This is a genomic window from Mycobacterium sp., from assembly GCF_965229105.1.
GTDB lineage: Bacteria > Actinomycetota > Actinomycetes > Mycobacteriales > Mycobacteriaceae > Mycobacterium.
Map to the genome: position 1 here is coordinate 2,110,159 of NZ_OZ245858.1, position 24,271 is coordinate 2,134,429.

The window sequence follows — 24,271 nt, forward strand, 5'->3', positions numbered from 1 at the left end:
GCAGGAATCGTCGCCGTTGGTGCAGAGCTTGCGGCCGCCAGTCGCACAGCGATCGGCTGGCCCGGCTCGCGCGGCGCCGAAGAGGAAGGAGTGAGCACGACGCCGACACCGAGGGTCAGGGCGAGAATTCCGATCCGCCCGATGTGGGCGGCGTTTGATTCAAACACGTTGTCTCCGTTTACTTTGCGTGAGATTGATCAGGACCTGGCACCGACGCCGCTGGCGCCGCGGGAGCCGTTCTTGCCGTTCGATGGCGTCCCCGTACCGCCGTTGCCGCCCGAGCCGCCGAGCCCGCCGATGCCCCCATCGCCGCCATTGCCGCCGTCTCCGCCGCTGCCGGCGACCTTGGGCGAGCTCGCGGCCCCGCCGTTGCCACCACCGCCGCCACCCCCGCCGAAACCGCCGTTGCCGCCGTCGCCGCCGCGGCCCCCGACGCCGGAACCGACATCCGAATACCCGCCGCCGCCCTGCCCGCCGTAGCCGCCATAGGAACCGAGACCGACACCGTCGCCGCCGTCACCGCCGCGACCACCGACACTGTTACCGCTGCCGAGTCCGGTGCCGCCTAGGCCACCCGTTCCGCCGATCGAGCCCAAACCGCCTGTGCCACCGGCACCTCCGGCGCCACCGGTGGCTTTACCCGAGCTCTTCGCGTCCCCACCGTTGCCGCCCAAGCCGGCGGTTCCCGCCAGCTGCCCGGCGTTGCCGCCGTTACCGCCTGCCCCGCCGACGGCATTGCCGCTCCCGTTCACGCCTTCCCCGCCGCGGCCGCCCCCTCCGCCGTTGCCAACCAGCAGACCGCCATTGCCGCCGTTGCCCGCGGCACCAGCCACCCCACCCGTGGCATTGGTCGACTCGGCACCGGTTCCGCCCTCGCCGCCGTCGCCGAACAGTCCGGCGTTACCGCCGTTGCCCGCGGGATGGAACATGTCGCCATAACCGCCGTCGCCGCCATTGCCCCACAGCAGACCGCCGTTGCCGCCGTTCTGACCGACGCCGCCTTCGGCTCCGTTGCCGATCAGCAGTCCGCCGTTCTCACCGGGTTCGTCGCCGTTGCTGATGAAGACCGCGATGAACGCGCCGACCGGGTTGTCCGCGGCTGGGACGACCGATGCGCTGGTGTACGCCGGCGCATCGGCATCGGCATCGGCATCGCCATGGGCGTGGCGGTGGTGTGTCGGCGCAGCCAGGGGAGCGTTCACGGCGGGGATGACGGAGTCCGGTGCGGCAGAACCCCGTCGGGTGAACACCGTGGGCGCCTCGGCGTCACCTGTTGGCTCGGCGAGCTTCGGCCGTTGGGACAGAGCGGGACGCGGCGGTGTGATCGTCGACGATGCGATTGGGCCCGGCACCGACGCAGTCGGGATTGTGCGTGCAGTCGCGATCGTCGGGCTCGCCGCGCGGGTCGTCGCAGGAACGGGGGTGAAGGCGATGCCGACACCCACGGCGACAGCGAGCATCCCGACTCGTCCGATGGGGCGAAGATGGGTTTCGAACATCATGTCTCCCCACGTTTCCCCGCGGCTGTTCAGCGGCGATGAAGAGATCGTGAAATGTCCTGGTTCACGAATGTTTCAGGACTTGCTGTCACCGTTTCGGCGCCTGTGACAGACGTCGCCGGCAGCCACGCAGACAGGAGAATTCAGTGCAGCGTTTCGTCATCGAACGGGACATTCCGGGGGCAAGCCAACTCAGTGCCGCCGAACTCGCCGAGATCGCGGCGAAGTCCAACGCGGCCGTCGCGTCCCTGGGGGTGCCGTATCGGTGGGTCACCAGCTATGTCGCCGGCGACACGTTCTATTGCATCCACGAGGCAGAGAGCGAGGACGCGATCCGCGAGCACGCGCGGTGCGGCGGCTTCCCCGCCGACCGGGTGACCGCCGTGAGCGCCGAGATCGGTCCGGACACCGCGGACGCGTCGACGACGGAGTAGTGGTTCAGTAGGTCCATGACCTCGGAGGCCAACCCGTCCGCGGCGGCATCCGCCGCGCTGGAAGAACTCCGGTCGCTCGTGGTGGACCTGGCCCGGATCGACGCCGCGGTGGCCGAGGCGCAGTGGGATGACGGCAGCGCGCTGACCGAGGTGGTCGCCAAGGCCGGGGCACAGCTGACATCGGCAGAGGGTGCCGTCGGCGGCGATATTGCGGCTGCCGGCGCGTCCCCGCATTGGCAACAGCGCGCCGAGGACTACCTGCAGGGAGCCGCAAAGGTCCGCGGGACGTCGCTGCCGGAGCACACCGGCGCAGATGCTGTGGTCGCTGTCGGTCTGGCCAGGGTGGCGGTGGCCGAGGCCATCCTGGCGGTCTCGGAAGCCAACCGAGTGGCCGCGGATGGGGTGCGACGCGCTGGGGGTCGGCGGGACGTCTTCGGTGGTGTGAGTACGGTACTGCGCGATCTCGGCCGACGGATCCGCGCCGAGGTGCGGCACGTGTGGGCCGACAAACCGCGGTCGATCCTGCTCCGGTTGGTGATCACGCTGGCCATCAGTCTCTCGCTGGTCGCTGCCTACAAAATCACGGGTTTTGCAAGTTATGACGCGCCCAGGCTGACGCTGTATCTGTTCTCCGCTGTGGTCGGCAGCGTGGTCTGCACCAACGCGTTGTGTTTCGAGGCCCAACGGGTCAGGGCCGCGCTGGCCGGCGGTGAGCGGTTGTGGCGCATCCTGGTGTCGAAGAACCTCGCGATGGCCGCGCTGGTCACCGTCGCCGGACTGCCGGTGGTGGGACTGCTGGCCATCACCGGGTACGGAAATCCGGTGGCGCTGATCGATCAGCTGATCACCATGGTGTTCATCTGGCTGGGTGTCGGCAATGTGCTTTCGGTGGTGTATCCGATTCGGCACGAACCACTTTCGGCTCGACTCGGGGACGGCACCTGGCTGCCGTTCCTATTCTCGTTCGTGGTGTCCTACGGTGTCGGGTTGACGGTCAACCTGATGATCTACTGGCGATTGTGGGCCAGGCAGACCGCCGCCGCCGAGATGAAGGGCGGCACCTGGGCGGCGTTCGCGATGGTACTGGCGAGTGCGGTGATCCTCTGGCTGTTATTGACCGTGCTCGCGGTCGCCTGCAGTCGCGAGCCCAGTCTGCGCCGGGTCCTGTCCCGAGAGATGGTCGTCTACCGCAAGTTCAGCTGACCGTCGCACGGACAGGCATAGCAGCGCGGCGATGACGCACAGGCCGGCGGCCAGGTAGAACGCCAGGTCGTAATCGCCCCTCAGGTCGCGGATCCAGCCCGCGCCGGCTGCGGCCACCGCGGCCCCCAGCTGGTGTGCGGCGAAAATCCAGCCGAAGACGATCGGCGTTCGAGCGCCGAAGTAGTTGCGGCACAACGCGATGGTGGGTGGAACGGTGGCCACCCAGTCCAGGCCGTAGAAGATGATGAACACCCAGGTGCCCGGCTCGGCATGCGGGGAAAGCAGCACGGGCAGGGCGACCAGCGAGGCGCCACGACCGAGGTAGTAGATGACCAGCAGTAACCGTGGGTCGACGCGGTCGGTCAGCCAGCCGGAGAACACCGTGCCTGCCACGTCCAGCACGCCGACGGTCGCCAACAATCCGGCGGCCACCGTCGTCGGCATTCCGTGGTCGTTGGCGGCCGGGATGAAATGTGTACCGATCAGGCCGTTGGTGGTCATCCCGCAGATCGCGAAGCTGGCGGCCAGTAGCCAGAACGCCGGGACTTTGGCGCCGAGCAGGAGACCGCCGAACGCCGCGCCGAAGCTGCTCCCAGGCGGCCGCGTCTTTTCGGCGGAGCCGGTCTGCACCTCGGGCTCAGCCCCGTAAGCTCCTAAACCCTTGTCGTGCGGCCAATTTCGCATGAATACCAGCACCAGCGGCACGACGGCGATGGCGGCGGCCGCCACGATGATCGACGCCCAGCGCCAACCATGGTGGTCGGTCACCCGGGCGATGACCGGCAGGAAGATCAGCTGGCCGGTGGCGCTGGCCGCAGTCAGGACACCGGTGACCAACCCGCGGCGCGCATCGAACCAGCGGGTGGCGATCGTCGCGACGAACCCCATCGAGATGGCGCCGGTGCCGGTACCGACCAGCACACCCCAGAGCAGGACCAGCTGCCAGCTGGCCGTCATCATCACGCTCAGTGCGCTGCCCGCCGAAATCAGCGCCAGCGCCACGGTCAGCACCGGTCGCACCCCGAAGCGGTCCATCAGCGCCGCGGCGAACGGCGCGGTCAGGCCGAACAGCGCCATATTGACCGACATCGCGAGCCCGACGACGCCATGTGACCAGCCGAATTCCATGTGCAGCGGCATCATGAACACCCCAGGCACCGAGCGGAAACCCGCGGCCCCGAGGATCGCGATGAAGCTGACCGCAGCCACCACCCAGGCCCAGTGCAGACGCGGGGAGGCGCGGATATCGGCGGGTTTCACACTCACCGGTCGACTATCTCCGAAAGGTGATCCCGACGGCTAGTGGCATAAATGACGACATTCGTTAAAAACATGCCAAACTCGTGAGATGTCCCGACCCCATCGCGTGGTGGTGCTCCTTCTGCCGCCTGTTGTCGGCTTCGACGCGGCGATCGCGCCGCTGCTCTTCTCCCACGCCGTCGCCGCCGACGGCACCCCCCTCTATGAGGTCATCACCTGCGGCCTGACCGAGGGGCCGGTCGCCGCGACAACAGGGTTCGATCTACTGCCCCATGCCGGTGTCGATGCATTGGCGACCGCCGACACCGTCGTCATCCCCGGCACGCGGTTCGCACCTGCCCGCGTCGACGGCGTGCTGACTCCCGCACTGGCGGCGGCCCTCGCCTCGATCAGGCCGGGCACCCGGATGGTGTCGATCTGTACCGGTGCCTTCGTGCTGGCGGCGGCGGGACGCCTGGCCGGGCGGCGGGCGACCACACACTGGCAGCACGCCGCCGACCTCCGTGCGCTGCACCCTGATATCGAGATCGACGAGAACGTGTTGTTTGTCGACGACGGTGACATCCTGACGTCGGCCGGCCTGGCCGCGGGAATTGACCTGTGCCTGCACATCATTCGGTGCGATCACGGTGCCGCGGTGGCGAATGCGGTGGCCAGATACTGCGTGGTGCCGCCCTGGCGCGAAGGCGGGCAGGCTCAGTTCATCGACCGCCAACTACCGCCGGCTGATCACGCCTCGACAGCCAGCGCCCGTGCCTGGGCCGCCGAGCACCTCGATGAACAGCTCAGCGTGCAGCAGCTGGCCCGCCGCGCCGGGATGAGCCCGCGGACGTTCAACCGCAGATTCCGTGAGGAGACCGGCCAGTCGCCCGGAGTGTGGGTGCGCAATCTGCGGGTCGACAAGGCCCGCGAGCTGCTCGAGCAACGCGACCTGCCCGTCGACGAGGTGGCGCGCCTGTCCGGCCTCGGCTCCGGCGGCAACCTGCGCCATCACCTGCGCCGCGGTCTCGGGATGTCACCGTCGAGCTATCGCAAGGTCTATCAGGGCACGTGAGGTCAGCGGCGCAACAGCGGCGGGTTGATCTGTGTGAAACCCTCCTGCCGGAAATACGGGAAGTAGGGATACGGCGCTTCCCGATGGCTGACCGCGTCGAGGCGGGCGACCTGCTCCTCGGTCAACTTCCAGCCCACCGCGCCGAGGTTGTCCCGTAGTTGGCCGATATCACGCGCACCCACGATCACCGACGACACCGTCGGGCGGCGCAACAGCCAGTTCAATGCCACCTGCGGAACCGACTTACCGGTTTCTGCGCCGATCGCGTCCAGCACGTCGACCACGTCGTACAACACCGCATCCTGCACCGGCGGGCCCGCGTCGGCCGTCTTGTGTAAGCGGCTGAGTTCCGGCAGCGGATGTCCCCGCCGGACCCGGCCGGTGAGTCGGCCCCAGCCGAGCGGGCTCCACACCAGCGCGCCGACACCTTCTTCGTGGCCGAGTGGCAGCAGCTCCCATTCGTAGTCCCGCCCGAGCAGCGAGTAGTACACCTGGTGCGCGACGTAGCGCGGACGATGCCCGGCGTCGGCCGCCGCCAGGGACTTCATCAACTGCCAGCCACTGAAATTGGACACCCCGGTGTAGCGGATCTTGCCCTGCTGGATCAGCATCTCGAGGGTCTGGAGGACCTCGTCGATCGGGGTGTAGGCGTCGTATCCGTGCAGCTGGAACAGGTCGATCCGGTCGGTCTGCAGCCGTCGGAGTGCCTTTTCCACGGCGCCGATCAAACGTGACCGCGACGTCCCCCAATCCGTCGGACCGCCACCGAGAGGCAGCGCGGCCTTGGTCGAGATCAACACATCATCACGGCGACCTTTCAATGCCGTGCCCAGCACCTCCTCGGATGCGCCATCGGAGTACACGTCAGCGGTGTCGAACAGGGTGACGCCGGCACTCAGACACTCATCGACGATCGCCCGGGCCTGGTCCGGCCCGGAGTCGCCCCACGCGCCGAAAAACTCGCCACGGCCACCGAATGTGGCAGCGCCGAAACTCAATTCGGAGACAACCAGCCCTGAGCTGCCGACCCGTCGATACTCCACCCGCACTCCTTAATGAGACTGAATTCCCGATAAGCCTCACGGTAGCACCGGGTTGACCTTAATGAAACTCTTCTCCCGTTAAGATCTGCCTATGTCATCACCGAGCAGACCGGGCGGCCGGACCGCTGCCGTCCGGGCCGCGGTACTGCGCGCCACCGCCGACCTGCTGGTCGACTCCGGATTGGGCACGGTGGAGTTGACGGAAGTCGCGAATCGGGCCGGTGTCGGAAAATCAACCGTGTACCGCAGGTGGGGAACGGTGCCGGGGCTGGTCGCCGATCTGCTGGTCGATATGGCCGAAACATCGCTGCCGCGTGCGGATACCGGAACACTGCGTGGGGATCTTCTGGCCAATGCCGTCCTGATCCGCCAGACACTCGCCGATCGGCGTCAGGGCAGGCTGTTCAAGGCGATCATCGCCGCCGCCGCATGTGATCCGTTGACGGCCGATGCACTCGCCGGTTTCTATGCGGCGCGGCTGGCCGAATTGGCGCCGGTGGTGACCGACGGCGTCGCCCGCGGTGAAGCGCCGGCCGGGACCGACGCCGCCGAGGTGATCCGCTATGTTTCGGCGCCGTTGTACTACCAATTCCTCACCGACACAAAGCCATTGGCCGCCACGGATGCCGAACGGGCCGTCGATGCCGCGCTGGCCGCGGTCACCGCCGGTGTGTTCGTCAATCGGTGACACCTAGGATGTCGGCCATGCCCGAGCCCCTGATTCTCACCGTGAACGGCCAGACCCCGCAGCTGCACGACCAGGCGTGGGTGGCCCCGAACGCGAGCCTGCTCGGCCAGGTCAGCCTCGCCGAGGGGGCCAGCGTCTGGTACTCGGTGACGCTGCGCGCCGAGTACGAACCGATCGACATCGGTGCGGGCAGCAATATCCAGGACGGTTCCACTATCCACGTCGACCCCGGCTTCCCGGCCACCATCGGAGCCGACGTGACCGTCGGGCACAACGCGGTGCTGCACGGGTGCACGGTCGAGGATGGCGTCCTGATCGGGATGGGCGCCATCGTCCTCAACGGGGCGATCGTCGGCGCGGGATCGCTGGTGGCCGCCGGTGCCCTGATCCCGCAGGGCATGGTGGTGCCGCCGCGCTCGCTGGTGGCCGGTGTACCGGGCAAGATCCGTCGTGAGCTCAGCGACGAGGAGGTGGCGGGTAATGCGACAAACGCGCAGGTGTACCGGCATCTGGCCGAGATGCACCGGGGTGCGATCGGGTCACCCCAGGCCGATTCCGAGGCCTAGGCGACAGGGCGGGCGAATGTCACAGTCAAAGGTGCGCTCCGGTGGGTAACCCCCAACAGTGAAATCAATGCGGATTCTGGTCACCGGCGCCACTGGCTACGTTGGCTCACGGCTTGTCGGAGTGCTGCTTGACGCCGGGCACGACGTCGTCGTGGCCACCCGTAACCCGGCCAAGCTGGCCGGGTTCGGCTGGCACGACAAGGTCACGGGTATCGAACTGGACGCCGACGACCCGGACTCGGTGGCTCGGGCGTTCGGGCCTGAGGGTTCCTTGGGGACGATCGACGTCATCTACTACCTGGTGCACGGCATCGGGCAACCTGGGTACCGCGAACGCGATAACGCCGCGGCTGAGTCGGTGGCCATCGCCGCCAAGGAGGCCGGCGTCGGCCGGATCGTGTACCTCGGTGGTTTCGTCCCTACCGAGGACACACTGTCGGAGCACCTGGCGGGCCGCGCCGAAGTGGCCGAGGCGCTGACCGTCGAGGGTGGTCCCGAAGTGGTGTGGCTGGGTGCGGCGGTCATCATCGGTGCCGGATCCACCTCGTTCGAGATGGTGCGGTACGTCGGGGACCGGCTTCCGCTGATCCCGTTACCGCCCTTCGCCGGCCACGCCATCGATCCGATCTCCATCCGGGACGTGCTGCACTATCTGGTCGCGTCCGCAGATTCCGAGCTGGTGCCCGCCGGTGCCTACGACATCGTCGGACCCGATACCACCACCTACGGCGGCCTGATCGGGAGCTACGTGCGCGCGGCCCGCACTCTGCGAGCGGGCTTGCCCATCAGCGCTTTTCACCAGGCGCTCCTGACCAAAACGGTGATCAACAAGGTGGCCGGGGCGGTCGTGCCGGTGCCCAGTGGCCTGGCCGTGGATCTGATCGAGTCGCTGGACTATCCGATGACGGCGTCCGCATCGCTGCTGAGCGCGGTCGTCCCTGACCCGCCGGGTGGCCTGACCGCCCTGGACGACGCTATCGATGCGGCGGTGGCCTCACCACCGCCGCGGCCCGTCGACCAGCTCGCCGACCCGCATGACCTGGCCGATAGTGACGCGTCCTGGGCCGGTGGCGACGTGCTGCGGCTGCGCCAGCTCGCCCGCCCCTTCGTGTTGCCGATTGCGCGGCCTGCGCTGCGTCTGCTGTCGTCGGTACCCGGGCCCGTCGCAGGCGCAGTTCGCACCGGCCTTGATCTGTTGGTCGGGCTGATACCGAAGGAGGATCCTGCGTGACAGACACCAGCATGCGCGACGAGATGCTCGCTGTAGTCACCAATGTGGCTCCGCCACATCAGGAGACACCTACGGTGGTGAAACGGCGCCGAATCGTCGTCGTCGCGGTGATCGTGATAGGTGCAGCGCTACTGAGCTTTTCGCTCTCGCGCAAACCCGGTGATCCCAGCTTCTATTGGTTGACGTTCGGGTTGGCTGCGGTATGGGCTGCCGGGGCGCTGCTATCGGGGCCGGTGCATCTGGGCAGCGTCCGCTGGCGCGGCAATGAACGACGTCCGGTCGTCACCGGTGCGCTGGTCGGATTGGCGCTCGGTGGTGTGTTCGTGGTCGGCGCGTTGATCACCCGAGAGATCCCGCCGATCGCCGAATACATCACCCGGGTATTGGAATTCGCCAACAAGGGCAGCCTGCCACTGGTGGTGGTGATCACCCTGGTCAACGGTGTGGCCGAGGAGATGTTCTTCCGCGGGGCGGTCTACCCGGCATTGGGCAGGCACCACCCGGTGATCATCTCGACCGTGCTGTACGCGCTGGCCACCTCCGCCGGCGGTAACCCGATGCTCGGTTTTGCCGCGATCATCCTGGGCGCGATCTGCGCGCTGGAGCGCCGGGCCACCGGGGGAATCCTGGCGCCGGTGCTCACCCACCTGGTGTGGGGCCTGGTGATGGTGCTGGCGCTGCCACCGCTGTTCGGTCTGTGATCTTGGCGCGTAAACCCGCGCTGAGCGCGGCTCAGCGCGCCGAAATCACGAGTGCAGCGGGTGGGCCAGCTCGTCGTGGGGCATCCGCGCCGCCAGGTAAGCGATCGCGGCCAGTGCCACCGGCGCGATACCGGCGACGAGGAAGATGGTCTGCATCGATACCACCTTCGACAGCGGACCGGCGACTGCCATCGACAACGGCAGGAATGCCAGTGAGACAAAGAAGTCCAGGCTCGAGACCCGACCCAGCATTGCCGGCGGCACCCGTCGCTGCAGCAGCGTTCCCCAGATCACGCTGCCCGCACCGTCGGTGACGCCGACGATGAACACTGCCACCGCCATCAAGGCAAACGAATCCGTCCAGCCCACCACCACCAGCGGTAGCGCGCCGGGACCCCACATCAGCATCATCACCGTGAGATAGCGCTTCGGCAGCCGACGCGATGACACCGCGAGTGCACCGAGCGCGCTGCCAATCCCGAACGCCGCCAAGATGAATCCGTAGATCCGTTCGCCGTGTTCGAAGCGCTCGCGGGCGATGAACGGCAACAGCACGTCGATCGGCCCGATGACGGCGAATACGAAAACGCTGGCGAACAGCACCGTCCACAGCAGCCACCTGGTCTGGGCCACGAAGCGCAGGCCGTCGCGCAAGTCTGTCAACGGATGCGATCGTTGCACCTCGGCCGCCGGCGGTCCCTGCACCGGACGGGTGGCGATGAGCAGCAGCAGGGCGATACCCAACAGCGTCGCCACCGTGATCGAGCCCAGCGTCGGGAACGTCGCGCCGATCAGCACACCGGCCACCGCAGGCCCGATCGCCTGTTGCAGTGTCGGGCGGATCGCGCCCTCAACTCCGTTGGCGGCCAACAGTTGTTCGGCGGGCAGGATCCGCGGCAGGTATGCGCTGTAGGCCGGGAAGAAGAACGCCGCGCCGACACCGAGCATGAAGGCAGCGACGGCCATGTGCCACAGCCGCAGTTCGCCGATTACGCCCAAGACCGCGACGGCCGCGACCGCCGCAAAATTCACCGCCTCGACCAGGATGATGATGGCGCGTTGCGGGAACCGGTCGGCAGCGATACCGCCGATCAGAACGAACGCCACCAGGCCGACACCCATGCAGGTCGCGACCAGCGAGAGTGAGGTGGGGTCGTCGTCGAGTGCGATGACCTGCAGCGTCATCACGACGGTCCACATGCCCTCGGCGAGGATCAGGATCGATACCGCGGAGATTAGCAACCGGTATTCGTGAAACTGGAACGGGGCGAGTACGTGCCAGCCGCCGGGCACGCGTAATTCGCGTGCATCCGGTTGATGGTCGGTATTTGTCCCCATGCTGATGATGGTCGCCGACCGGGTGGGCTGGCGTCCAACGATTTTCGGGCCGCAGCCCGTACCCGTGGGGGTCTACGTGTCGGTGAAAGAAGGCGCGCGGTGCTGCTGAAACGCCTTGATGCCTTCGCGGAAGTCGTTACCCGACAGCAGTGAAATCTGACCGTCGGTCTCGCGTTGCAGTGCGTTGTCCAACTCGGTCAGCGTTGCGGCGTTGATGGCCTTCTTGCTGTTGGCGAACGCGCGCGACGGGCCGGTGAGCAGGCCGGCGATCACCGCGTCGACGTCGGCGGCGAAGGTATCGGCCGGGTAGACCGCGCTGACCAGTCCCCAGTCCAGCGCCTCGTCGGCCTTGATCCGTTCGGCCAGCAATGCCATCCGCATCGCCCTGGTCCGACCCACCGCGGCGGCCACCAGGGCCGAGGCGCCGCCGTCGGGCATCAACCCGATCTTGGTGAATGCCAGCATGAAAAAGGCTTTGTCCGAAGCCAAGACAAGATCGCAGGCCAGGGCCAGGGAGACACCGACGCCAGCGGTCGGGCCTTGGACCACCGCGACGACCGGCCGCGGCATATCCACGATCGACTTCACGGCACGGTTGGCCATGTACAGGGTGTCGACGGGATCGCCGCCTGCCTCGCTGCTGCCGGCATCATCGGCGCCGATACCCGCACCGGAGCTGAAGCCGCGGCCGGAACCACCGAGGCGGACCACCTTCACCCGTGGATCGGTCGCCGCCCGTTCGAAGGCTTCGGACAAACCGGTCAGCACGGGCGCCGTCAGCGAGTTCAGGCTGTCGGGCCGGTCGATGGTCACCGACAGCACGCCATCGGTCAAGGAGACGATCAGGCCGTCGACCGTTTCGAGCGCGTCAAGGCCGGAATCTTCTGTGGTGGTCATACAGACACCATAGAAACCTCCGATCGCCAAACTGCAGCCCACCCGCCGGTTGGTTGACTCGGGTTGAGAAGATGCCCTCGCGGGCATGACGGCATTTCGTGACGGACCTCATTTGAGACAACTTGGAGGCAGCACCATGGCGGGACCACTAGACGGATTGCGGGTTGTCGAGTTGGCGGGGATCGGGCCCGGCCCACACGCGGCGATGATCCTCGGCGATCTCGGCGCTGACGTGGTGCGGGTGGAACGCCCGACCGCCGCCGCGGTCCCGGCCCGCGATGCGATGCTGCGTAACCGCCGTTCGGTGACCGCAGACCTGAAATCGCCCGAGGGTAAGGAACTGGTCCTCAAGCTCGTCGCAGCAGCCGATGTGCTGATCGAGGGATTCCGGCCAGGCGTCACCGAGCGTCTCGGCCTCGGCCCCGAGGACTGCGCGGCCGTCAACGAACGCCTGATCTACGGGCGGATGACCGGTTGGGGCCAGACCGGACCCCGCGCGCTGCAGTCCGGTCACGACATCAACTACATCTCGCTCAACGGCCTGCTGCACGCGGTCGGACGTAAGGGTGAGCGCCCGGTGCCGCCGCTGAATATCGCGGGCGATTTCGGTGGCGGCTCGATGTTCCTGCTGGTCGGCATCCTTTCGGCGCTGTTCGAGCGGCAGACCTCGGGCAAGGGTCAGGTGGTCGACGCCGCCATGGTCGACGGGTCCTCGGTGCTGATCCAGATGATGTGGGCCTTCCGGGCCAGCGGTCTGTGGTCCGACGAGCGCGGCACCAACATGCTCGATACCGGTGCGCCGTACTACGACACCTATGAATGCGCCGATGGCCGTTATATCGCCATCGGTGCGATCGAACCGCAGTTCTACGCCGAACTGCTGGCCAAGCTGGGTCTCGATGCCGCTGAGCTGCCCGGACAGAACGATATGGCCCGCTGGCCGGAACTGCGGGCGGTCTTCACCGAGACCATCGCCAAGCACGACCGGGACCACTGGGCGCAGGTATTCGCCACCTCCGATGCCTGCGTGACGCCGGTGCTGTCGTTCGGTGAGGTGCTCGACGAGCCGCATATCGCTGAGCGCGACACCTTCTACGACAGCGGCACCGATGGCCTGCAGCCGCGGCCCGCCCCGCGCTTCTCGCGCAGCGCGCCCGGCACACCCACGCCGCCGCGGGTGCCCGGAGCCGATAACGACGCAGTGCTCAGGGACTGGGCGTCGGCTGCTGAATAGACCGGATATAGTCCCAACCAACCAGTAGGTCGATAGCGACGGAAGGATTACCTGCACGTGGAGATCAAGGATTCAGTAGCCGTAGTGACCGGCGGGGCGTCGGGTCTGGGCCTGGCGACGACCAAACGCCTGCTTGAGCGGGGTGCATCGGTGGTGGTGATCGACCTCAAGGGTGAAGAGGTCGTCGCAGAACTCGGCCCGCGGGCCCGGTTCGCCAAGGCCAACGTGACCGACCCGGAATCGGTCTCGGCCGCCCTCGATATCGCCGAGGAAATGGGCCCGCTGCGCATCAACGTCAACTGCGCTGGTATCGGTAATGCCGTCAAGACCCTCGGCAAGGACGGACCCTTCCCGCTGGACTGGTTCAACGCCGTCATCCAGGTCAACCTGGTCGGCACGTTCAACGTGCTGCGCCTGGCGGCCGAGCGGATCGCAAGAACGACACCGATCGACGGAAAAAACGGAGCGGAGCGCGGCGTCATCATCAACACCGCGTCTGTCGCCGCATACGACGGCCAGATCGGTCAGGCTGCGTACTCGGCATCCAAGGGCGGCGTGGTCGGTATGACACTGCCCATCGCCCGCGACCTGTCGCGTGAGCTGATCCGCGTGATGACCATTGCGCCCGGGCTGTTCAAGACCCCGCTGCTGGCCGGATTACCCGAAGAGGCGCAGGCCTCACTCGGCAAGCAGGTGCCGCACCCGGCCCGGCTCGGTGATCCCGACGAGTACGGCGCGCTGGCCGTGCACATCGTGGAGAACCCGATGCTCAACGGCGAGGTCATCCGCCTCGACGGCGCGATCCGGATGGCGCCGAGGTAGACACCATGGGCCTGAAGACGAAGTTCACCGAGGCGTTCGGGGTCGAGCATCCGATTGCCCAGGGCGGTATGCAGTGGGTAGGTCGCGCGGAACTTGTTGCGGCCGTGGCAAACTCGGGAGCGTTGGGGTTCATCACCGCACTGACTCAGCCGACGCCTGCCGATCTGGCCAACGAGATCGCCCGCACGCGCGATCTGACCGATAAGCCGTTTGGGGTCAACCTGACGATCCTGCCGTCGATCAACCCGCCGCCGTATGACGAGTATCGCCAGGTCATCGTCGACTCCGGGGTCAAGATCGTCGAGACGGCCGGCTCCAACCCGGCGCCGCATCTGCCGATGTTCCACGACAACGGGATCAAGGTGCTGCACAAATGCACTTCGGTCCGCCATGGCGTCAAGGCGCAAAGCCTGGGTGTCGACGGCATCAGCATCGACGGTTTCGAATGCGCCGGCCATCCCGGCGAGGACGATATCCCCGGGCTGGTGCTCATCCCGGCGGCCGCTGCGCAGATCGAGATCCCGATGATCGCCTCGGGTGGGTTTGCCGATGCCCGCGGTTTGGTGGCGGCGCTGGCGTTGGGTGCTGACGGCATCAACATGGGCTCACGGTTCATGTGCACGGTCGAGTCCTGCATCCATCAGAACGTCAAGGAAGCTATCGTCGCGGGTAAGGAGACAGACACCGAGCTGATCTTCCGCAGCCTGCACAACACCGCCCGCGTCGCGTCGAACGTGGTGTCACGCGAGGTCGTCGAGATCCTCAAGGGTGGCGGTCAGTTCGAGGACGTGAAGGATCTGGTGGCCGGGGTCCGCGGGCGTCGGGTGTACGACGAGGGCGACGTCGACGCCGGGATCTGGAGCGTCGGCACCGCGATGGGCCTGATCAACGATATTCCGACGGTCGACGAGCTGGTATCGCGGATTGTGGCCGAGGCCCAGGAGCTGATCACCGGCCGCCTGGCCGGCATGGTGTCGGTGGCCGTCCACTCGTAACAGGACGCGAGACTGTGTTGAGGGCTGTGGATCGAGGAAGATTCACAGCCCTCAGCGCATTCTCGACACCGGATCAGCGCATAGAAAAGGTGCGTTACCTCAGAGAGGTAACGCACCTGGGCGAGCAAACGCTTTTGCTCAGGGCGCACTCACGGTAGACACGATGGTGATGCGCGCCCGTCGGGCGTCAGGTGCCAGCTAGCTGGCGAGCGGGTGCAAGTAGTCGAGCTGTTCCGAGGTGTCGCCCTCTACCAGGAAATCTCCGTGGTAGAGCGCTTCGAAATCAACCTTGATGACATCTGCACTGGTGTCGTCGATCCACATGACACTGAGCGTATGGGTAACTATTAAGAGTTCATTGAGTCACGTTTCGGAAAATGGTGGCAATTATTACTGCTGGGTAGGGTCGCGGCCGGGCCGTTGCTACTCGCGAGTAGGCCGGTTTTCGGTCTGGACACGCCATCTCGGGCCGACTTTAGCCCTCTGAACTGCACTGATGCCCGCAATCTTCGAGCTCGCGGCGCGCCGGACCCTGGTTGTCAGGTAAGGGTCCCCTGTTAAAGACCTTCACAAGTGAACATTGTGGCCAGCAAGACCGTGTTCCTCAGTGTGACCCACCGTTCGGCGCCTGACCTTGCTAAGTTATCGCCGATAAGTTACCGCCGGGGACCGGGGGAGCGGAAGGACGGGGCCGTGTTGCTGCACAAAATTGCTCGGCTGGCGATCACCGCACCGAAGCGCGTCATCATGGTGGCGGTACTGGTGATGATCGGCGCAGCTGTCTTCGGTGTGCCGGTCGCCAAGAGCCTGTCGTCGGGCGGTTTCCAGGATCCGACGTCCGAGTCGGCCAGCGCGGCGCACCTCCTGTCCGAGAAGTTCGGGCAGAGCGATATGCAGCTGCTGTTCACCGTCACCGCACCCGGTGGCGCCAACAGCGCTGCGGCCCGCGATACCGGCATGGACATCCTCAGCAGGGTTACTGACGCGCCGCACGTCATGGGAGTGGTGTCCCCGTGGACATCGCCACCGGCGGCCGCGGCCGATCTGATCAGTAAGGACGGCTCGTCCGGGTTGATCGTCATCGGGCTCGGCGGTGGGGAGAACGACGCGCAGAAGTACGCGCAGGCACTGGCCGATACCGTCACCGCCGAGGTGCTGCCCGCACACGAGGGCGTCACGGTGCGCGCCGGCGGCTCGGCGATGGTGTACTCCCAGATCAATTACCAGACGCAGCGCGATCTGCTGCTGATGGAGTCCATCGCGATACCCCTGAGCTTCCTGGTGCTGGTCTGGGTGTTCGGCGGACTGCTGGCCGCGGCCTTGCCGATGGCCGTCGGCGCGCTGGCGATCGTCGGTTCGATGTCGGTGCTGCGGCTGATCACCCTGTCCACCGACGTCTCGATATTCGCGCTGAACCTGTCCACCGCGATGGGCTTGGCGCTGGCGATCGATTACACGTTGCTGATCATCAGCAGGTACCGCGATGAGCTGGCCGGTGGCGCGGCACCGGATCAGGCGCTGATCCGCACGATGGCGACGGCCGGTCGCACCGTCGCGTTCTCGGCCACCACCGTGGCGCTGTCGATGGCGGCCATGGTGCTTTTCCCGATGTACTTCCTGAAGTCCTTCGCCTACGCGGGGATCGCGACGGTGGGATTCGCCGCACTGGCGGCGATCATCGTCACCCCCGCGGCGATCGTATTGATGGGCCCCCGACTGGATTCGCTGGACGTGCGTCGGCTGCTCCGGAGGGTGCTGCGACGAGAAGATCCCGTATCCAAACCTGTCGAGCAGTTGTTCTGGTACCGGTCAACGAAATTTGTGATGCGCCGGGCGGTGCCGATCGGTCTGGCCGTGGTCACGCTGCTGGTGTTGCTCGGGGTGCCCTTCATCGGCGTGCGATGGGGCTTCCCCGATGATCGGGTGCTCCCGAAATCGGCATCGGCCCACGAGGTCGGCGACCAGCTGCGCTCCAGCTTCGCGGCCAACACCGATACCGCGGTTACCGTCGTCATTCCCGACGCGAATGGCCTGCCGGCAGCCGATATCGAACGCTATGCGGCCGAATTGTCCAGGGCCTCGGATGTTTCCATGGTGTCGGCACCGACGGGAACATTCGTGGGCGGCAATCTGGTGGGTCCGCCCGCTGCGCCGACGGGTGCGACGGACGGCAGCGCGTTTCTCACCGTCGGCAGCACCGCGCCGCTGTTCTCCGACGCCTCGGAGAGCCAACTGAGGCAACTGCACGATGTGGCCGGCCCTGGAGGTCGTGCCGTCGAGATGACCGGTGTCGCTCAGGTCAACCGGGACAGTGTCGACGCGATCACCTCGCGGCTGCCGTTGGTGCTCGGAGTCATCGCCGTCATCACCTTCGCGCTGCTGTATCTGCTGACCGGCAGCATCGTGTTGCCGCTGAAAGCGCTTGTGCTGAACATCCTTTCGCTCACCGCTGCGTTCGGAGCACTGGTGTGGATCTTTCAGGACGGTCACCTGGGCTCACTCGGCACGACATCGACGGGCACCCTGGTGGCGAACATGCCGGTGCTGTTGTTCTGCATCGCGTTCGGTCTGTCGATGGACTACGAAGTCTTCCTGGTCTCGCGGATTCGTGAATTCTGGCTGGAGAGCGGGCGGACAAGGGCTGACAACGATGAGAGCGTCGCCCTGGGGCTGGCCAGAACGGGCCGGGTGATCACCGCTGCGGCACTGGTGATGTCGATATCGTTTGCCGCGCTGATCGCCGCCGAGGTGTCGTTCATGCGGATGTTCGGAATCGGTCTGACCTTGGCCGTGCTCGTCGATGCCACCCTGGTGCGGATGGTCCTGGTGCCCGCATTCATGCATGTCCTGGGCCGGTGGAATTGGTGGGCACCCAAGCCGCTGGTCTGGTTGCACGACAAGATCGGTATCAGCGAATCCGGGGCCCCGGACAAGACGCCCGCCGCAGCGTCGGTGGCCAGATGACGCTGGGCCCGCGCTCGCGTCGTCGTCGCGCAGCCCGTGGTTCCGGTGACCGGCTGCACGACGAGATCCTCAACGCGGCAACCGAACTCCTGTTGAAGACCGGTGATGCCAAAGCTGTCTCGATTCGGTCGGTAGCGCTGCGGGTGGGGATCACGCCGCCGTCGATCTACCTGCATTTCGCGGATAAGGACGCGCTGCTGGATGCGGTGTGTGCCCGCTTCTTCGAGAAGCTCGATGAGGCGATGCAAGGGGCGGCAGTCGGGCAGCCATCCGCACTGGACGTGCTGCGTGCCCAGGGGCTGGCCTACGTCCGGTTCGCCATCGCGACACCGGAGTTGTACCGGATCGCGATGATGTGTCCCGGCGCCGCGGACAGCGATGTCGACGCCACCCTGGCTAGTTCGGCGTTCGGCCATATGCGTGATTCGGTACAGGCCCTGATGGATGAAGGTGTCTACGCCCCAGGCGATCCGACCTCGGTGGCGCTAGAACTGTGGAGCGCCGGGCACGGTGTTGCGGCCCTGCTGATCGCCAAACCGCATCTGCCCTTCGGGGATATCGAGATGTTCGCCGACCACGTACTGCGCGCAGTGTGCTGCGGCCATATCGTCGCGGGCATCGTCGGCGTAGACGCTACGCCGCAGCGGACCGTCGACTGGCTGTTCAGCCGACCCCTCGAAAGGATGACCAGTGGCACCTGAAACTACTGTCGACAACCCGTTCTTCGCACGGCTGTGGACAGCGATGTCTGCCCGCGAACCGGAGGTGATGACGCGGCTGCGACGGGAGAACCTGGCCGGCCTGACCGGGCGGGTGCTGGAAGTCGGGGCCGGTACCGGCACGAACTTCGCCCTCTATCCCGAGACCGTCGGGCAGGTGGTGGCAATCGAACCGGAGGCACGCCTGGCGGTATCGGCTCGTGCGGCCGCGGCCGCCGCGTCGGTGCCTGTCGAGGTCACCGGCGAGACCGTCGAGGCGATGGTCGATTCGCCGCCGTTCGATGCGGTGGTGTGCTCGCTGGTGCTCTGCTCTGTCGGTGATCCCGATGACGTTCTGCGCCAGCTGTATTCGCGACTCCGGCCGGGCGGTGAGCTGCGCTATCTGGAACATGTGGCCAGCGCCGGTGTGCGCGGTGGACTGCAACGCGCTGCCGATGCGACGGTCTGGCCCAGGCTACTGGGCAACTGCCATACCCATCGCGATACCGAGCAGTCGATGCGCGATGCCGGGTTCGTGCTCACCACGGCGCGGCATGAGTGGACGTTCCCGGCGTGGGTACCGCTGCCGGTCTCGGAATTCGCGCTGGGCCGGGCGATCAAGCCCTGACGCCGGAGTGTGTCAGAGTTTGTCGGTGAAGTACGGACAGGACTGGGAACCCAAATCGGTCGATTGGTCGTCGACGCGGGGGCGCATCCTGCTCGCGGCGTCGGAGCTGTTCGCCCAGCGCGGGTACTTCGGCACCTCGACGCGAGATATCGCCGACGCCGTGCAGATTCGTCAGCCGTCACTGTTCCATCACTTCCAGGCCAAGCACGAGATCTTCCGCGCACTTGTCGAACTGGACCTCGGGCCGTCGATCGAACGAATGAATCAGCGGCTCGTCGAGAAGTCGAGTTGGGCGGAGAAGCTCCATCTCGCCATTGCGTGCGACGTACGCGAGATTCTGGTGCAGCCATTCGACGCCAGGGGGTTATATCAGGACGCAGTCCTGGCACTGGACCACTTCGAGGCCGAGCGCGAGGGTATCGCGCTGTTCCATGACCAGATCGAGCGCGTGATCAAGGGTGGCCGCCGGGCTGGTGAATTCGTGCCATCGGACCCGAGTTTCGTACAGCGCGCCATCAACGGCGTGCTGTTCGAGACGCTGCGTGAGCAGGGCGGCCCCACCGGGCGGAAGCGCCGCGAGCGTCCGCTGCAGGCCGCGGACTTCGTGGTGCGGTCACTTCTCGTCGATCAGGCGCGATTGGTCGCCATCCGAGAAGCCACCGGTACTCGCCTGCGCGCGCTCGAACCAACCGGCTAGCTCAGCGGGGCTTCTACCCGCCGCGACGCGCCCCGTGTGACAACCACGTAAAAACTTTGTCCAAACAGTTCCCTATCGACCGATAGGGCCCTATCGTTCGATAGGACGGCAGGTATCGCCTGGCCGACGTCCGTGGCACTGCTGATCCTTGGAGGAAAGTTGAAGAAGGCGTTCATTGCCGGTGTCGCCGGTGTAGTTCTGTGCGGAATCGCGGGTTGTTCGTCGTCCTCCACCGAGGCGGGACCCAGCCCGGCAGGTCCGGCGAAGGTACAGCCGCCGACAATTCTGGAAGCGGGCACGCTGACGATCTGCGCGCCCAACGACGGCACACCGCCCAACGTCTACCACGACGAATCGGGTGAATTGGTCGGCAGTGAAGTCGAACTCGGCAAGGCACTGGCGACCCAGATGGGGCTCAAGTCGAAGTTTCACGAGTCCTCGTTCGCCACCGTGATCCCGACCCTGCAGGCCAAACAATGCGATGTGATCATGGCGCAGCTCTACATCAAACCTGAGCGCGAAGCGGTCGTCGACTTCGTGCCGTATGTCTATTCCGGAACCGGCATCGCGGTCTCGCGGGCCAAGCCCGCCGCGATCACCGGGCTCGACGACAGTCTGTGCGGCAAGAAAGTGATCCTCGCGGTGGCCACCACTGCCGAGTCGTTGGCCCAGGAACAGTCGGACAAGTGCACGGCGGCAGGCAAGCCACCGGTTGATATCACCCGCAGCAACCAGGCTGATGTCTCCATCCAGCAGGTGCAGAACGGTCAGGTTGACGCATACATGGACACTGCGGAGACGCTCGGCTACTACGCCACCAAGACCGGCGCGCAGATTGACTCTGTGGGTAAGCCGTTCGGCACCATCAAGATTGGCGCGGCGACGCTCAAGGGGAACACCGCGCTGCATGACGCCATCGCGTCGGCACTCGGCGAGCTGGAAGCAAACGGCACCTACGACAAGATCCTCGGCGAGTGGGGAATGACCGACCTCAACATCAAGAACTGACCCCACCGATGGTGGGCGGTCGGTTCATCGAAAGGCTATGTTGTGGCTTTTGATTGGGCTTTCTTCTGGAAGTCTCTGCTGCGGCCCAGCGAGGCGTTCCTCGACGGGCTGGTGCTGACCATCGCGATCTCTGTCATCGCCATGGTGCTGGCCACCGTGGTCGGGCTCGCCATCGCGTTGATGCGACGTTCGCGGTTTGCGGCAGTGCGTTGGTGTGCCGGGATCTACATCTGGGTGATCCGCGGGACGCCGTTGCTGGTGCAGTTGGTGATCATTTACACCGGCCTGGCGGCCATCGGCCTCTACCAGTTCCACGATGTCTCGCTGCTGGGCTTGTCGGTGAAGGCAGCGGTGCAGGCCGCGATCCTCGGTCTGATGATCAACGAGAGCGCCTATATCGCCGAAATCATCAGGGCAGGTTTGGATTCGGTGCCCAAGGGACAGTTCGAGGCAGCGGCCTCACTCGGCATGACACCGGCCAAACTGATGCGGTTCATCATCGGCCCGCAGTCATTGCGCGTCATGGTTCCGCCGATGGGCAACTCATTCAACGGGATGATGAAGACGACATCGGTGCTGTCCGTGATCGGCGTCAGTGAGATGTTCCTGGTCACCCAGTCGATCAGTTCGGCGACCTTCCACACCTTCGAGATCTTCATCGTTGCCGCCATCTATTACCTGGCACTGACCACCGTCTGGACGTTCATCCAGGCCGGTATCGAGAACCGGCTGACCCGCCAGCTCGGCATCGCACAGCGGGTGCCGATCACCCAGCGATTGCTGGGAGCGCGGCGCGGGGGTACCAGCACTGAGCCGGCCGCTGCAACACTGCAGCCACACGGATGACCCTCCGGGGCAAGGACATCACTATGAATTCAGATACTGGATCCACGCCATCCGACGGGCCTATCGTGTCTGTTCGGAAGGCGTGTTGCACGCTCGGCGGACGACGTGTGCTCGACCAGGTCGACCTCGACGTCCATCGGGGTGAGGTGGTGGTGCTGATCGGACCTTCCGGTGCGGGCAAGACCACGCTGCTGCGATCGCTGAACCACCTGGAATCCCTCGACAGTGGCGAGGTTCTCATCGGTGGCGTGCCGATCGCGCAGCGCGAACTCGGCTCCCAGCGCAAGGTGGGCACCACCGAACTCGCCCGTCGGCGGCGTGAAATCGGGTTCGTCTTCCAGCATTTCAATCTCTTCCCGCACATGACGGCGTTGGAGAACGTCTGGAACGCCCCGGTCCGGGTGCTCGGTCAGTCCAAAGACAAAGCCAGAGCGGACGCGCAGGCGTTGCTCAGCCGAGTGGGGTTGGGCGACAAAGGTGAATCCCGTCCGAGCCAGCTCTCCGGCGGGCAACAGCAGCGCGTCGCGATCGCACGTGCTTTGGCGATGCGACCTAAGGTCATGCTCTTCGACGAACCGACGAGTGCGCTCGACGTCGAGATGGTCGGTGAGGTCCTCGAGGTGATGCGCGAGCTCGCCCGGGAACAGATGACGATGGTGGTGGTGACCCACGAGATGCGGTTCGCCCGCGACGTCGCGGACCGGATCATCGTGATGGATGCCGGTCGCATCATCGAGGATGCACCGCCGCAGGAGTTGTTCGCCCATCCGAAGAACGAACGGACCAGAACGTTCCTGTCGACCATCAATTGACCCTTCACTTCGACGATCACCAACCCATCCTCACGAGGAGGTAGTTCACGCGTGCCCACGTCCGACCGGTCCACGTCCTTCAGTGGTGCCATCGCCACACCGCATGCCCTGGCCACGGAGGCGGCGATAGGTGCCTTCCGGGACGGCGGAAGTGCGATCGACGCCGCCATCACCGCGGCCGCCGTGCTGGCCGTGGTGTATCCCCACAACGTGGCGCTGGGCGGCGATCTCATTGCTCTGGTGCGGGCAGCCGACGGCACGGTCACGTGCGTCAACGCATCGGGCTGGGCCGGGGCCGCCGTCTCCGCGGTCGCAATGCGGGCCAAGCACGGCGCATCGTTGCCCGTGCGCGGAGCCGACGCGGTCACGGTGCCCGGTGGCATCCGCGGGTGGGAAACCCTGTGCAGCTTCGGTGGTCGACTCCCGTGGAGTCGACTCCTGCAACCGGCGGAGCAGGCCGCGAGGGACGGGGTTCCCATTGCCCGGTCACTGGCCACCCACCTCGCCGATCCCGAGAACGAGGACCTGATCGGTGGGGAAGACTTCGACCGGGTCTTTCGTCCCGACGGTCGACTGCTGCGCGGCGGCGAGGACTTTCGGCAGCCGGCCCTGGCCGCGACGATCGCCGCACTTCGTGATGGCGGGGCCGACGAGTTCTACACCGGCGCGTTGGCGGCCCGCACTGTGCAGTACCTGCGCTCCCACCAATCCGTGCTCGGAGCAAGCGATTTCGCCGAGTTCCGACCGGAGGTCACCGCCCCCATCGCCGTTGAGTACGGGGGACTGTCGGTGATGAGCAGCCCGCCCAACACACACGGTTTCATGATGCTGCGCGCACTGGCCGCCATCGACGAACTCGGCACGACGGACCCACTCGGTGACGGACTCGGCACCCTGATGCGGTTGTTTCACCACGGCAACCGGCTGAGGTCGACCCTGCTGGCCGACCCGCGGACCGACCCGGTGGACGTGACCGCCCTGGTGCATGGCGACCTGAGGGCGGCTTCACCGATCGGCGATGCCGTCGCCGCCGCTGCGCCGGTGCCTCGTGGCGATACGGTCGGAATCGCCGCGGTCGACAGCGACGGTATCGCGGTGTCGTTGATACAGAGCGTGTTTCATGCCTTCGGTGCTGGGCTGATCGACCCCCAGACCGGCATCCTCTTCCACGATCGTGGCACCAGCTTCTCGTTGGATCCGCAGTCGCCGAACGTCCTGGCGCCGCGCAAGAGGCCCCTGCATACCCTGATGCCGGTGATGACGACCGAGGGCGGTGAGATCCGGCATGTGCTGGCGACCATGGGCGGACAGGGGCAACCGCAGATCCTCACCCAGGTGCTGCTGCGGATGCTCGGCGGCGCCCCCGCGGTCGATGCAGTCGCCGCGCCGCGTGCGATCGTAGGTCCCCAAATGCAGCGCTGCTCTTCGGATTCCGTCGTCATCGAGGTAGGCACCGATACCGCGGCGGTCTCCTCGCTCGTCGCATCTGGGCTTGACATCGTCGACGTTCCCCGGCACACCGAGGATCTCGGCCAGGCAAACGTGGTGGCGGTCGACGGTAATGGGCAGCTCACTGCGGCGGCAGATCCGCGGGCTGACGGCTCGGCCGTCGTGGTCCAGTACGCGCGGCACCGCCGACCCGCGTAGGTCAGG

General features: G+C 66.1%; 24 protein-coding genes. 18 read left to right on the plus strand and 6 right to left on the minus strand.

The features are described from left to right. Positions 1–197 precede the first annotated feature (197 nt). Positions 198–1,502: a PGRS repeat-containing protein gene (locus tag ADBZ9O_RS10195; protein ID WP_526530801.1), complete on the minus strand. Its 1,305-nt coding sequence runs from the start codon at positions 1,500–1,502 to the stop codon at positions 198–200. A gap of 143 nt (positions 1,503–1,645) precedes the next feature. Here ADBZ9O_RS10195 and ADBZ9O_RS10200 point away from each other — a divergent pair, with 143 nt between their 5' ends. Then, positions 1,646–1,933 (plus strand): nickel-binding protein, encoded by a 288-nt coding sequence (locus ADBZ9O_RS10200; RefSeq protein ID WP_526530803.1) that lies wholly within the window; start codon positions 1,646–1,648, stop codon positions 1,931–1,933. Between the two features lie 15 nt (positions 1,934–1,948). Further along, positions 1,949–3,136: an ABC transporter permease gene (locus ADBZ9O_RS10205; RefSeq protein WP_526530805.1), complete on the plus strand. Its 1,188-nt coding sequence runs from the start codon at positions 1,949–1,951 to the stop codon at positions 3,134–3,136. On the opposite strand, the gene ADBZ9O_RS10210 is transcribed toward ADBZ9O_RS10205, so the two are convergent. Further along, entirely contained in the window at positions 3,044–4,402 is a 1,359-nt protein-coding gene (locus tag ADBZ9O_RS10210) for an MFS transporter (protein ID WP_526530807.1), read from the minus strand. The two genes, ADBZ9O_RS10205 and ADBZ9O_RS10210, sit on opposite strands and share 93 nt — an antisense overlap. 82 nt (positions 4,403–4,484) lie before the next feature. Between ADBZ9O_RS10210 and ADBZ9O_RS10215 the strand changes: the two genes are divergently transcribed. After that, positions 4,485–5,450, plus strand: a complete 966-nt coding sequence (locus ADBZ9O_RS10215; protein ID WP_526530809.1) for a GlxA family transcriptional regulator — start codon at positions 4,485–4,487, stop codon at positions 5,448–5,450. 2 nt (positions 5,451–5,452) lie between these two features. On the opposite strand, the gene ADBZ9O_RS10220 is transcribed toward ADBZ9O_RS10215, so the two are convergent. After that, entirely contained in the window at positions 5,453–6,493 is a 1,041-nt protein-coding gene (locus ADBZ9O_RS10220; RefSeq protein ID WP_526530811.1) for an aldo/keto reductase, read from the minus strand. Positions 6,494–6,584: 91 nt separating this feature from the next. On the opposite strand from ADBZ9O_RS10220, the gene ADBZ9O_RS10225 reads away from it, so the two are divergent. From ADBZ9O_RS10225 to ADBZ9O_RS10240, 4 genes are read left to right on the plus strand one after another with little or no spacing between them, the layout of a single operon-like run. Next, entirely contained in the window at positions 6,585–7,181 is a 597-nt protein-coding gene (locus ADBZ9O_RS10225; protein ID WP_526530813.1) for a TetR/AcrR family transcriptional regulator, read from the plus strand. An 8-nt stretch (positions 7,182–7,189) separates the two neighbouring features. After that, complete coding sequence (locus tag ADBZ9O_RS10230) at positions 7,190–7,747, plus strand: gamma carbonic anhydrase family protein (RefSeq protein ID WP_526530815.1); 558 nt, start codon at positions 7,190–7,192, stop codon at positions 7,745–7,747. A gap of 58 nt (positions 7,748–7,805) precedes the next feature. Further along, entirely contained in the window at positions 7,806–8,978 is a 1,173-nt protein-coding gene (locus ADBZ9O_RS10235; RefSeq protein ID WP_526530817.1) for an NAD(P)H-binding protein, read from the plus strand. Positions 8,979–8,989: 11 nt separating this feature from the next. Continuing rightward, complete coding sequence (locus ADBZ9O_RS10240; RefSeq protein WP_526533027.1) at positions 8,990–9,679, plus strand: CPBP family intramembrane glutamic endopeptidase; 690 nt, start codon at positions 8,990–8,992, stop codon at positions 9,677–9,679. 45 nt (positions 9,680–9,724) lie between these two features. Here ADBZ9O_RS10240 and tet(V) read toward each other — a convergent pair whose 3' ends face one another. Together tet(V) and ADBZ9O_RS10250 are read right to left on the minus strand one after the other, a co-directional pair. Then, positions 9,725–11,017, minus strand: coding sequence for a tetracycline efflux MFS transporter Tet(V) (gene tet(V) / locus ADBZ9O_RS10245; protein ID WP_526530819.1), 1,293 nt, complete (start codon positions 11,015–11,017; stop codon positions 9,725–9,727). Positions 11,018–11,089: 72 nt separating this feature from the next. Continuing rightward, on the minus strand, positions 11,090–11,914 hold the full coding sequence (locus ADBZ9O_RS10250; protein WP_526530821.1) for an enoyl-CoA hydratase/isomerase family protein: 825 nt from the start codon (positions 11,912–11,914) through the stop codon (positions 11,090–11,092). A 136-nt stretch (positions 11,915–12,050) separates the two neighbouring features. On the opposite strand from ADBZ9O_RS10250, the gene ADBZ9O_RS10255 reads away from it, so the two are divergent. Genes ADBZ9O_RS10255 through ADBZ9O_RS10265 form a run of 3 tightly spaced genes read left to right on the plus strand, consistent with a single transcriptional unit; the run spans position 12,051 to position 14,965 of the window. Further along, positions 12,051–13,148 carry a CaiB/BaiF CoA transferase family protein gene (locus ADBZ9O_RS10255; protein ID WP_526530823.1) on the plus strand — a complete coding sequence of 366 codons (1,098 nt, stop codon included), beginning with the start codon at positions 12,051–12,053 and terminating at the stop codon, positions 13,146–13,148. A gap of 57 nt (positions 13,149–13,205) precedes the next feature. Beyond that, entirely contained in the window at positions 13,206–13,970 is a 765-nt protein-coding gene (locus ADBZ9O_RS10260) for a 3-hydroxyacyl-CoA dehydrogenase (RefSeq protein ID WP_526530825.1), read from the plus strand. A gap of 5 nt (positions 13,971–13,975) precedes the next feature. Beyond that, a complete protein-coding gene (locus ADBZ9O_RS10265) occupies positions 13,976–14,965 on the plus strand; it encodes an NAD(P)H-dependent flavin oxidoreductase (protein ID WP_526530827.1) in 990 nt (329 codons plus the stop codon). A 198-nt stretch (positions 14,966–15,163) separates the two neighbouring features. Here ADBZ9O_RS10265 and ADBZ9O_RS10270 read toward each other — a convergent pair whose 3' ends face one another. Beyond that, positions 15,164–15,289, minus strand: a complete 126-nt coding sequence (locus ADBZ9O_RS10270; RefSeq protein ID WP_526530829.1) for a hypothetical protein — start codon at positions 15,287–15,289, stop codon at positions 15,164–15,166. 372 nt (positions 15,290–15,661) lie between these two features. Here ADBZ9O_RS10270 and ADBZ9O_RS10275 point away from each other — a divergent pair, with 372 nt between their 5' ends. The 8 genes from ADBZ9O_RS10275 (at position 15,662) to ADBZ9O_RS10310 (ending at position 24,265) form a co-directional block, all read left to right on the plus strand. After that, on the plus strand, positions 15,662–17,929 hold the full coding sequence (locus ADBZ9O_RS10275; RefSeq protein WP_526533029.1) for an MMPL family transporter: 2,268 nt from the start codon (positions 15,662–15,664) through the stop codon (positions 17,927–17,929). Then, positions 17,926–18,630, plus strand: a complete 705-nt coding sequence (locus ADBZ9O_RS10280) for a TetR/AcrR family transcriptional regulator (protein WP_526530831.1) — start codon at positions 17,926–17,928, stop codon at positions 18,628–18,630. Before ADBZ9O_RS10275 ends, ADBZ9O_RS10280 begins: the two co-directional genes overlap by 4 nt. 43 nt (positions 18,631–18,673) lie before the next feature. Further along, complete coding sequence (locus ADBZ9O_RS10285) at positions 18,674–19,255, plus strand: class I SAM-dependent methyltransferase (RefSeq protein ID WP_526533031.1); 582 nt, start codon at positions 18,674–18,676, stop codon at positions 19,253–19,255. Positions 19,256–19,280: 25 nt separating this feature from the next. Beyond that, positions 19,281–19,952 (plus strand): TetR/AcrR family transcriptional regulator, encoded by a 672-nt coding sequence (locus tag ADBZ9O_RS10290; RefSeq protein ID WP_526530833.1) that lies wholly within the window; start codon positions 19,281–19,283, stop codon positions 19,950–19,952. 159 nt (positions 19,953–20,111) lie between these two features. After that, a complete protein-coding gene (locus ADBZ9O_RS10295) occupies positions 20,112–20,960 on the plus strand; it encodes an ABC transporter substrate-binding protein (protein ID WP_526530835.1) in 849 nt (282 codons plus the stop codon). Between the two features lie 42 nt (positions 20,961–21,002). Next, positions 21,003–21,806 carry an amino acid ABC transporter permease gene (locus ADBZ9O_RS10300; RefSeq protein WP_526530837.1) on the plus strand — a complete coding sequence of 268 codons (804 nt, stop codon included), beginning with the start codon at positions 21,003–21,005 and terminating at the stop codon, positions 21,804–21,806. A gap of 62 nt (positions 21,807–21,868) precedes the next feature. Next, positions 21,869–22,618, plus strand: a complete 750-nt coding sequence (locus ADBZ9O_RS10305; RefSeq protein ID WP_526533033.1) for an amino acid ABC transporter ATP-binding protein — start codon at positions 21,869–21,871, stop codon at positions 22,616–22,618. A 51-nt stretch (positions 22,619–22,669) separates the two neighbouring features. Further along, entirely contained in the window at positions 22,670–24,265 is a 1,596-nt protein-coding gene (locus ADBZ9O_RS10310) for a gamma-glutamyltransferase family protein (RefSeq protein ID WP_526530839.1), read from the plus strand. Positions 24,266–24,271: the final 6 nt, after the last annotated feature.

What these genes read in the sequence shown, in the direction of transcription:
- ADBZ9O_RS10265 (WP_526530827.1), top strand. Translation starts at nt 13,976, where the DNA reads ATGGGCCTGAAGACGAAGTTCACCGAGGCGTTCGGGGTCGAGCATCCG.
- ADBZ9O_RS10255 (WP_526530823.1), top strand. Translation starts at nt 12,051, where the DNA reads ATGGCGGGACCACTAGACGGATTGCGGGTTGTCGAGTTGGCGGGGATC.
- ADBZ9O_RS10280 (WP_526530831.1), top strand. Translation starts at nt 17,926, where the DNA reads ATGACGCTGGGCCCGCGCTCGCGTCGTCGTCGCGCAGCCCGTGGTTCC.
- ADBZ9O_RS10195 (WP_526530801.1), bottom strand. Translation starts at nt 1,502, where the DNA reads ATGATGTTCGAAACCCATCTTCGCCCCATCGGACGAGTCGGGATGCTC.
- ADBZ9O_RS10250 (WP_526530821.1), bottom strand. Translation starts at nt 11,914, where the DNA reads ATGACCACCACAGAAGATTCCGGCCTTGACGCGCTCGAAACGGTCGAC.
- ADBZ9O_RS10285 (WP_526533031.1), top strand. Translation starts at nt 18,674, where the DNA reads ATGTCTGCCCGCGAACCGGAGGTGATGACGCGGCTGCGACGGGAGAAC.
- ADBZ9O_RS10230 (WP_526530815.1), top strand. Translation starts at nt 7,190, where the DNA reads ATGTCGGCCATGCCCGAGCCCCTGATTCTCACCGTGAACGGCCAGACC.
- ADBZ9O_RS10215 (WP_526530809.1), top strand. Translation starts at nt 4,485, where the DNA reads ATGTCCCGACCCCATCGCGTGGTGGTGCTCCTTCTGCCGCCTGTTGTC.
- ADBZ9O_RS10225 (WP_526530813.1), top strand. Translation starts at nt 6,585, where the DNA reads ATGTCATCACCGAGCAGACCGGGCGGCCGGACCGCTGCCGTCCGGGCC.
- ADBZ9O_RS10270 (WP_526530829.1), bottom strand. Translation starts at nt 15,289, where the DNA reads ATGTGGATCGACGACACCAGTGCAGATGTCATCAAGGTTGATTTCGAA.
- ADBZ9O_RS10205 (WP_526530805.1), top strand. Translation starts at nt 1,949, where the DNA reads ATGACCTCGGAGGCCAACCCGTCCGCGGCGGCATCCGCCGCGCTGGAA.
- ADBZ9O_RS10240 (WP_526533027.1), top strand. Translation starts at nt 8,990, where the DNA reads ATGCGCGACGAGATGCTCGCTGTAGTCACCAATGTGGCTCCGCCACAT.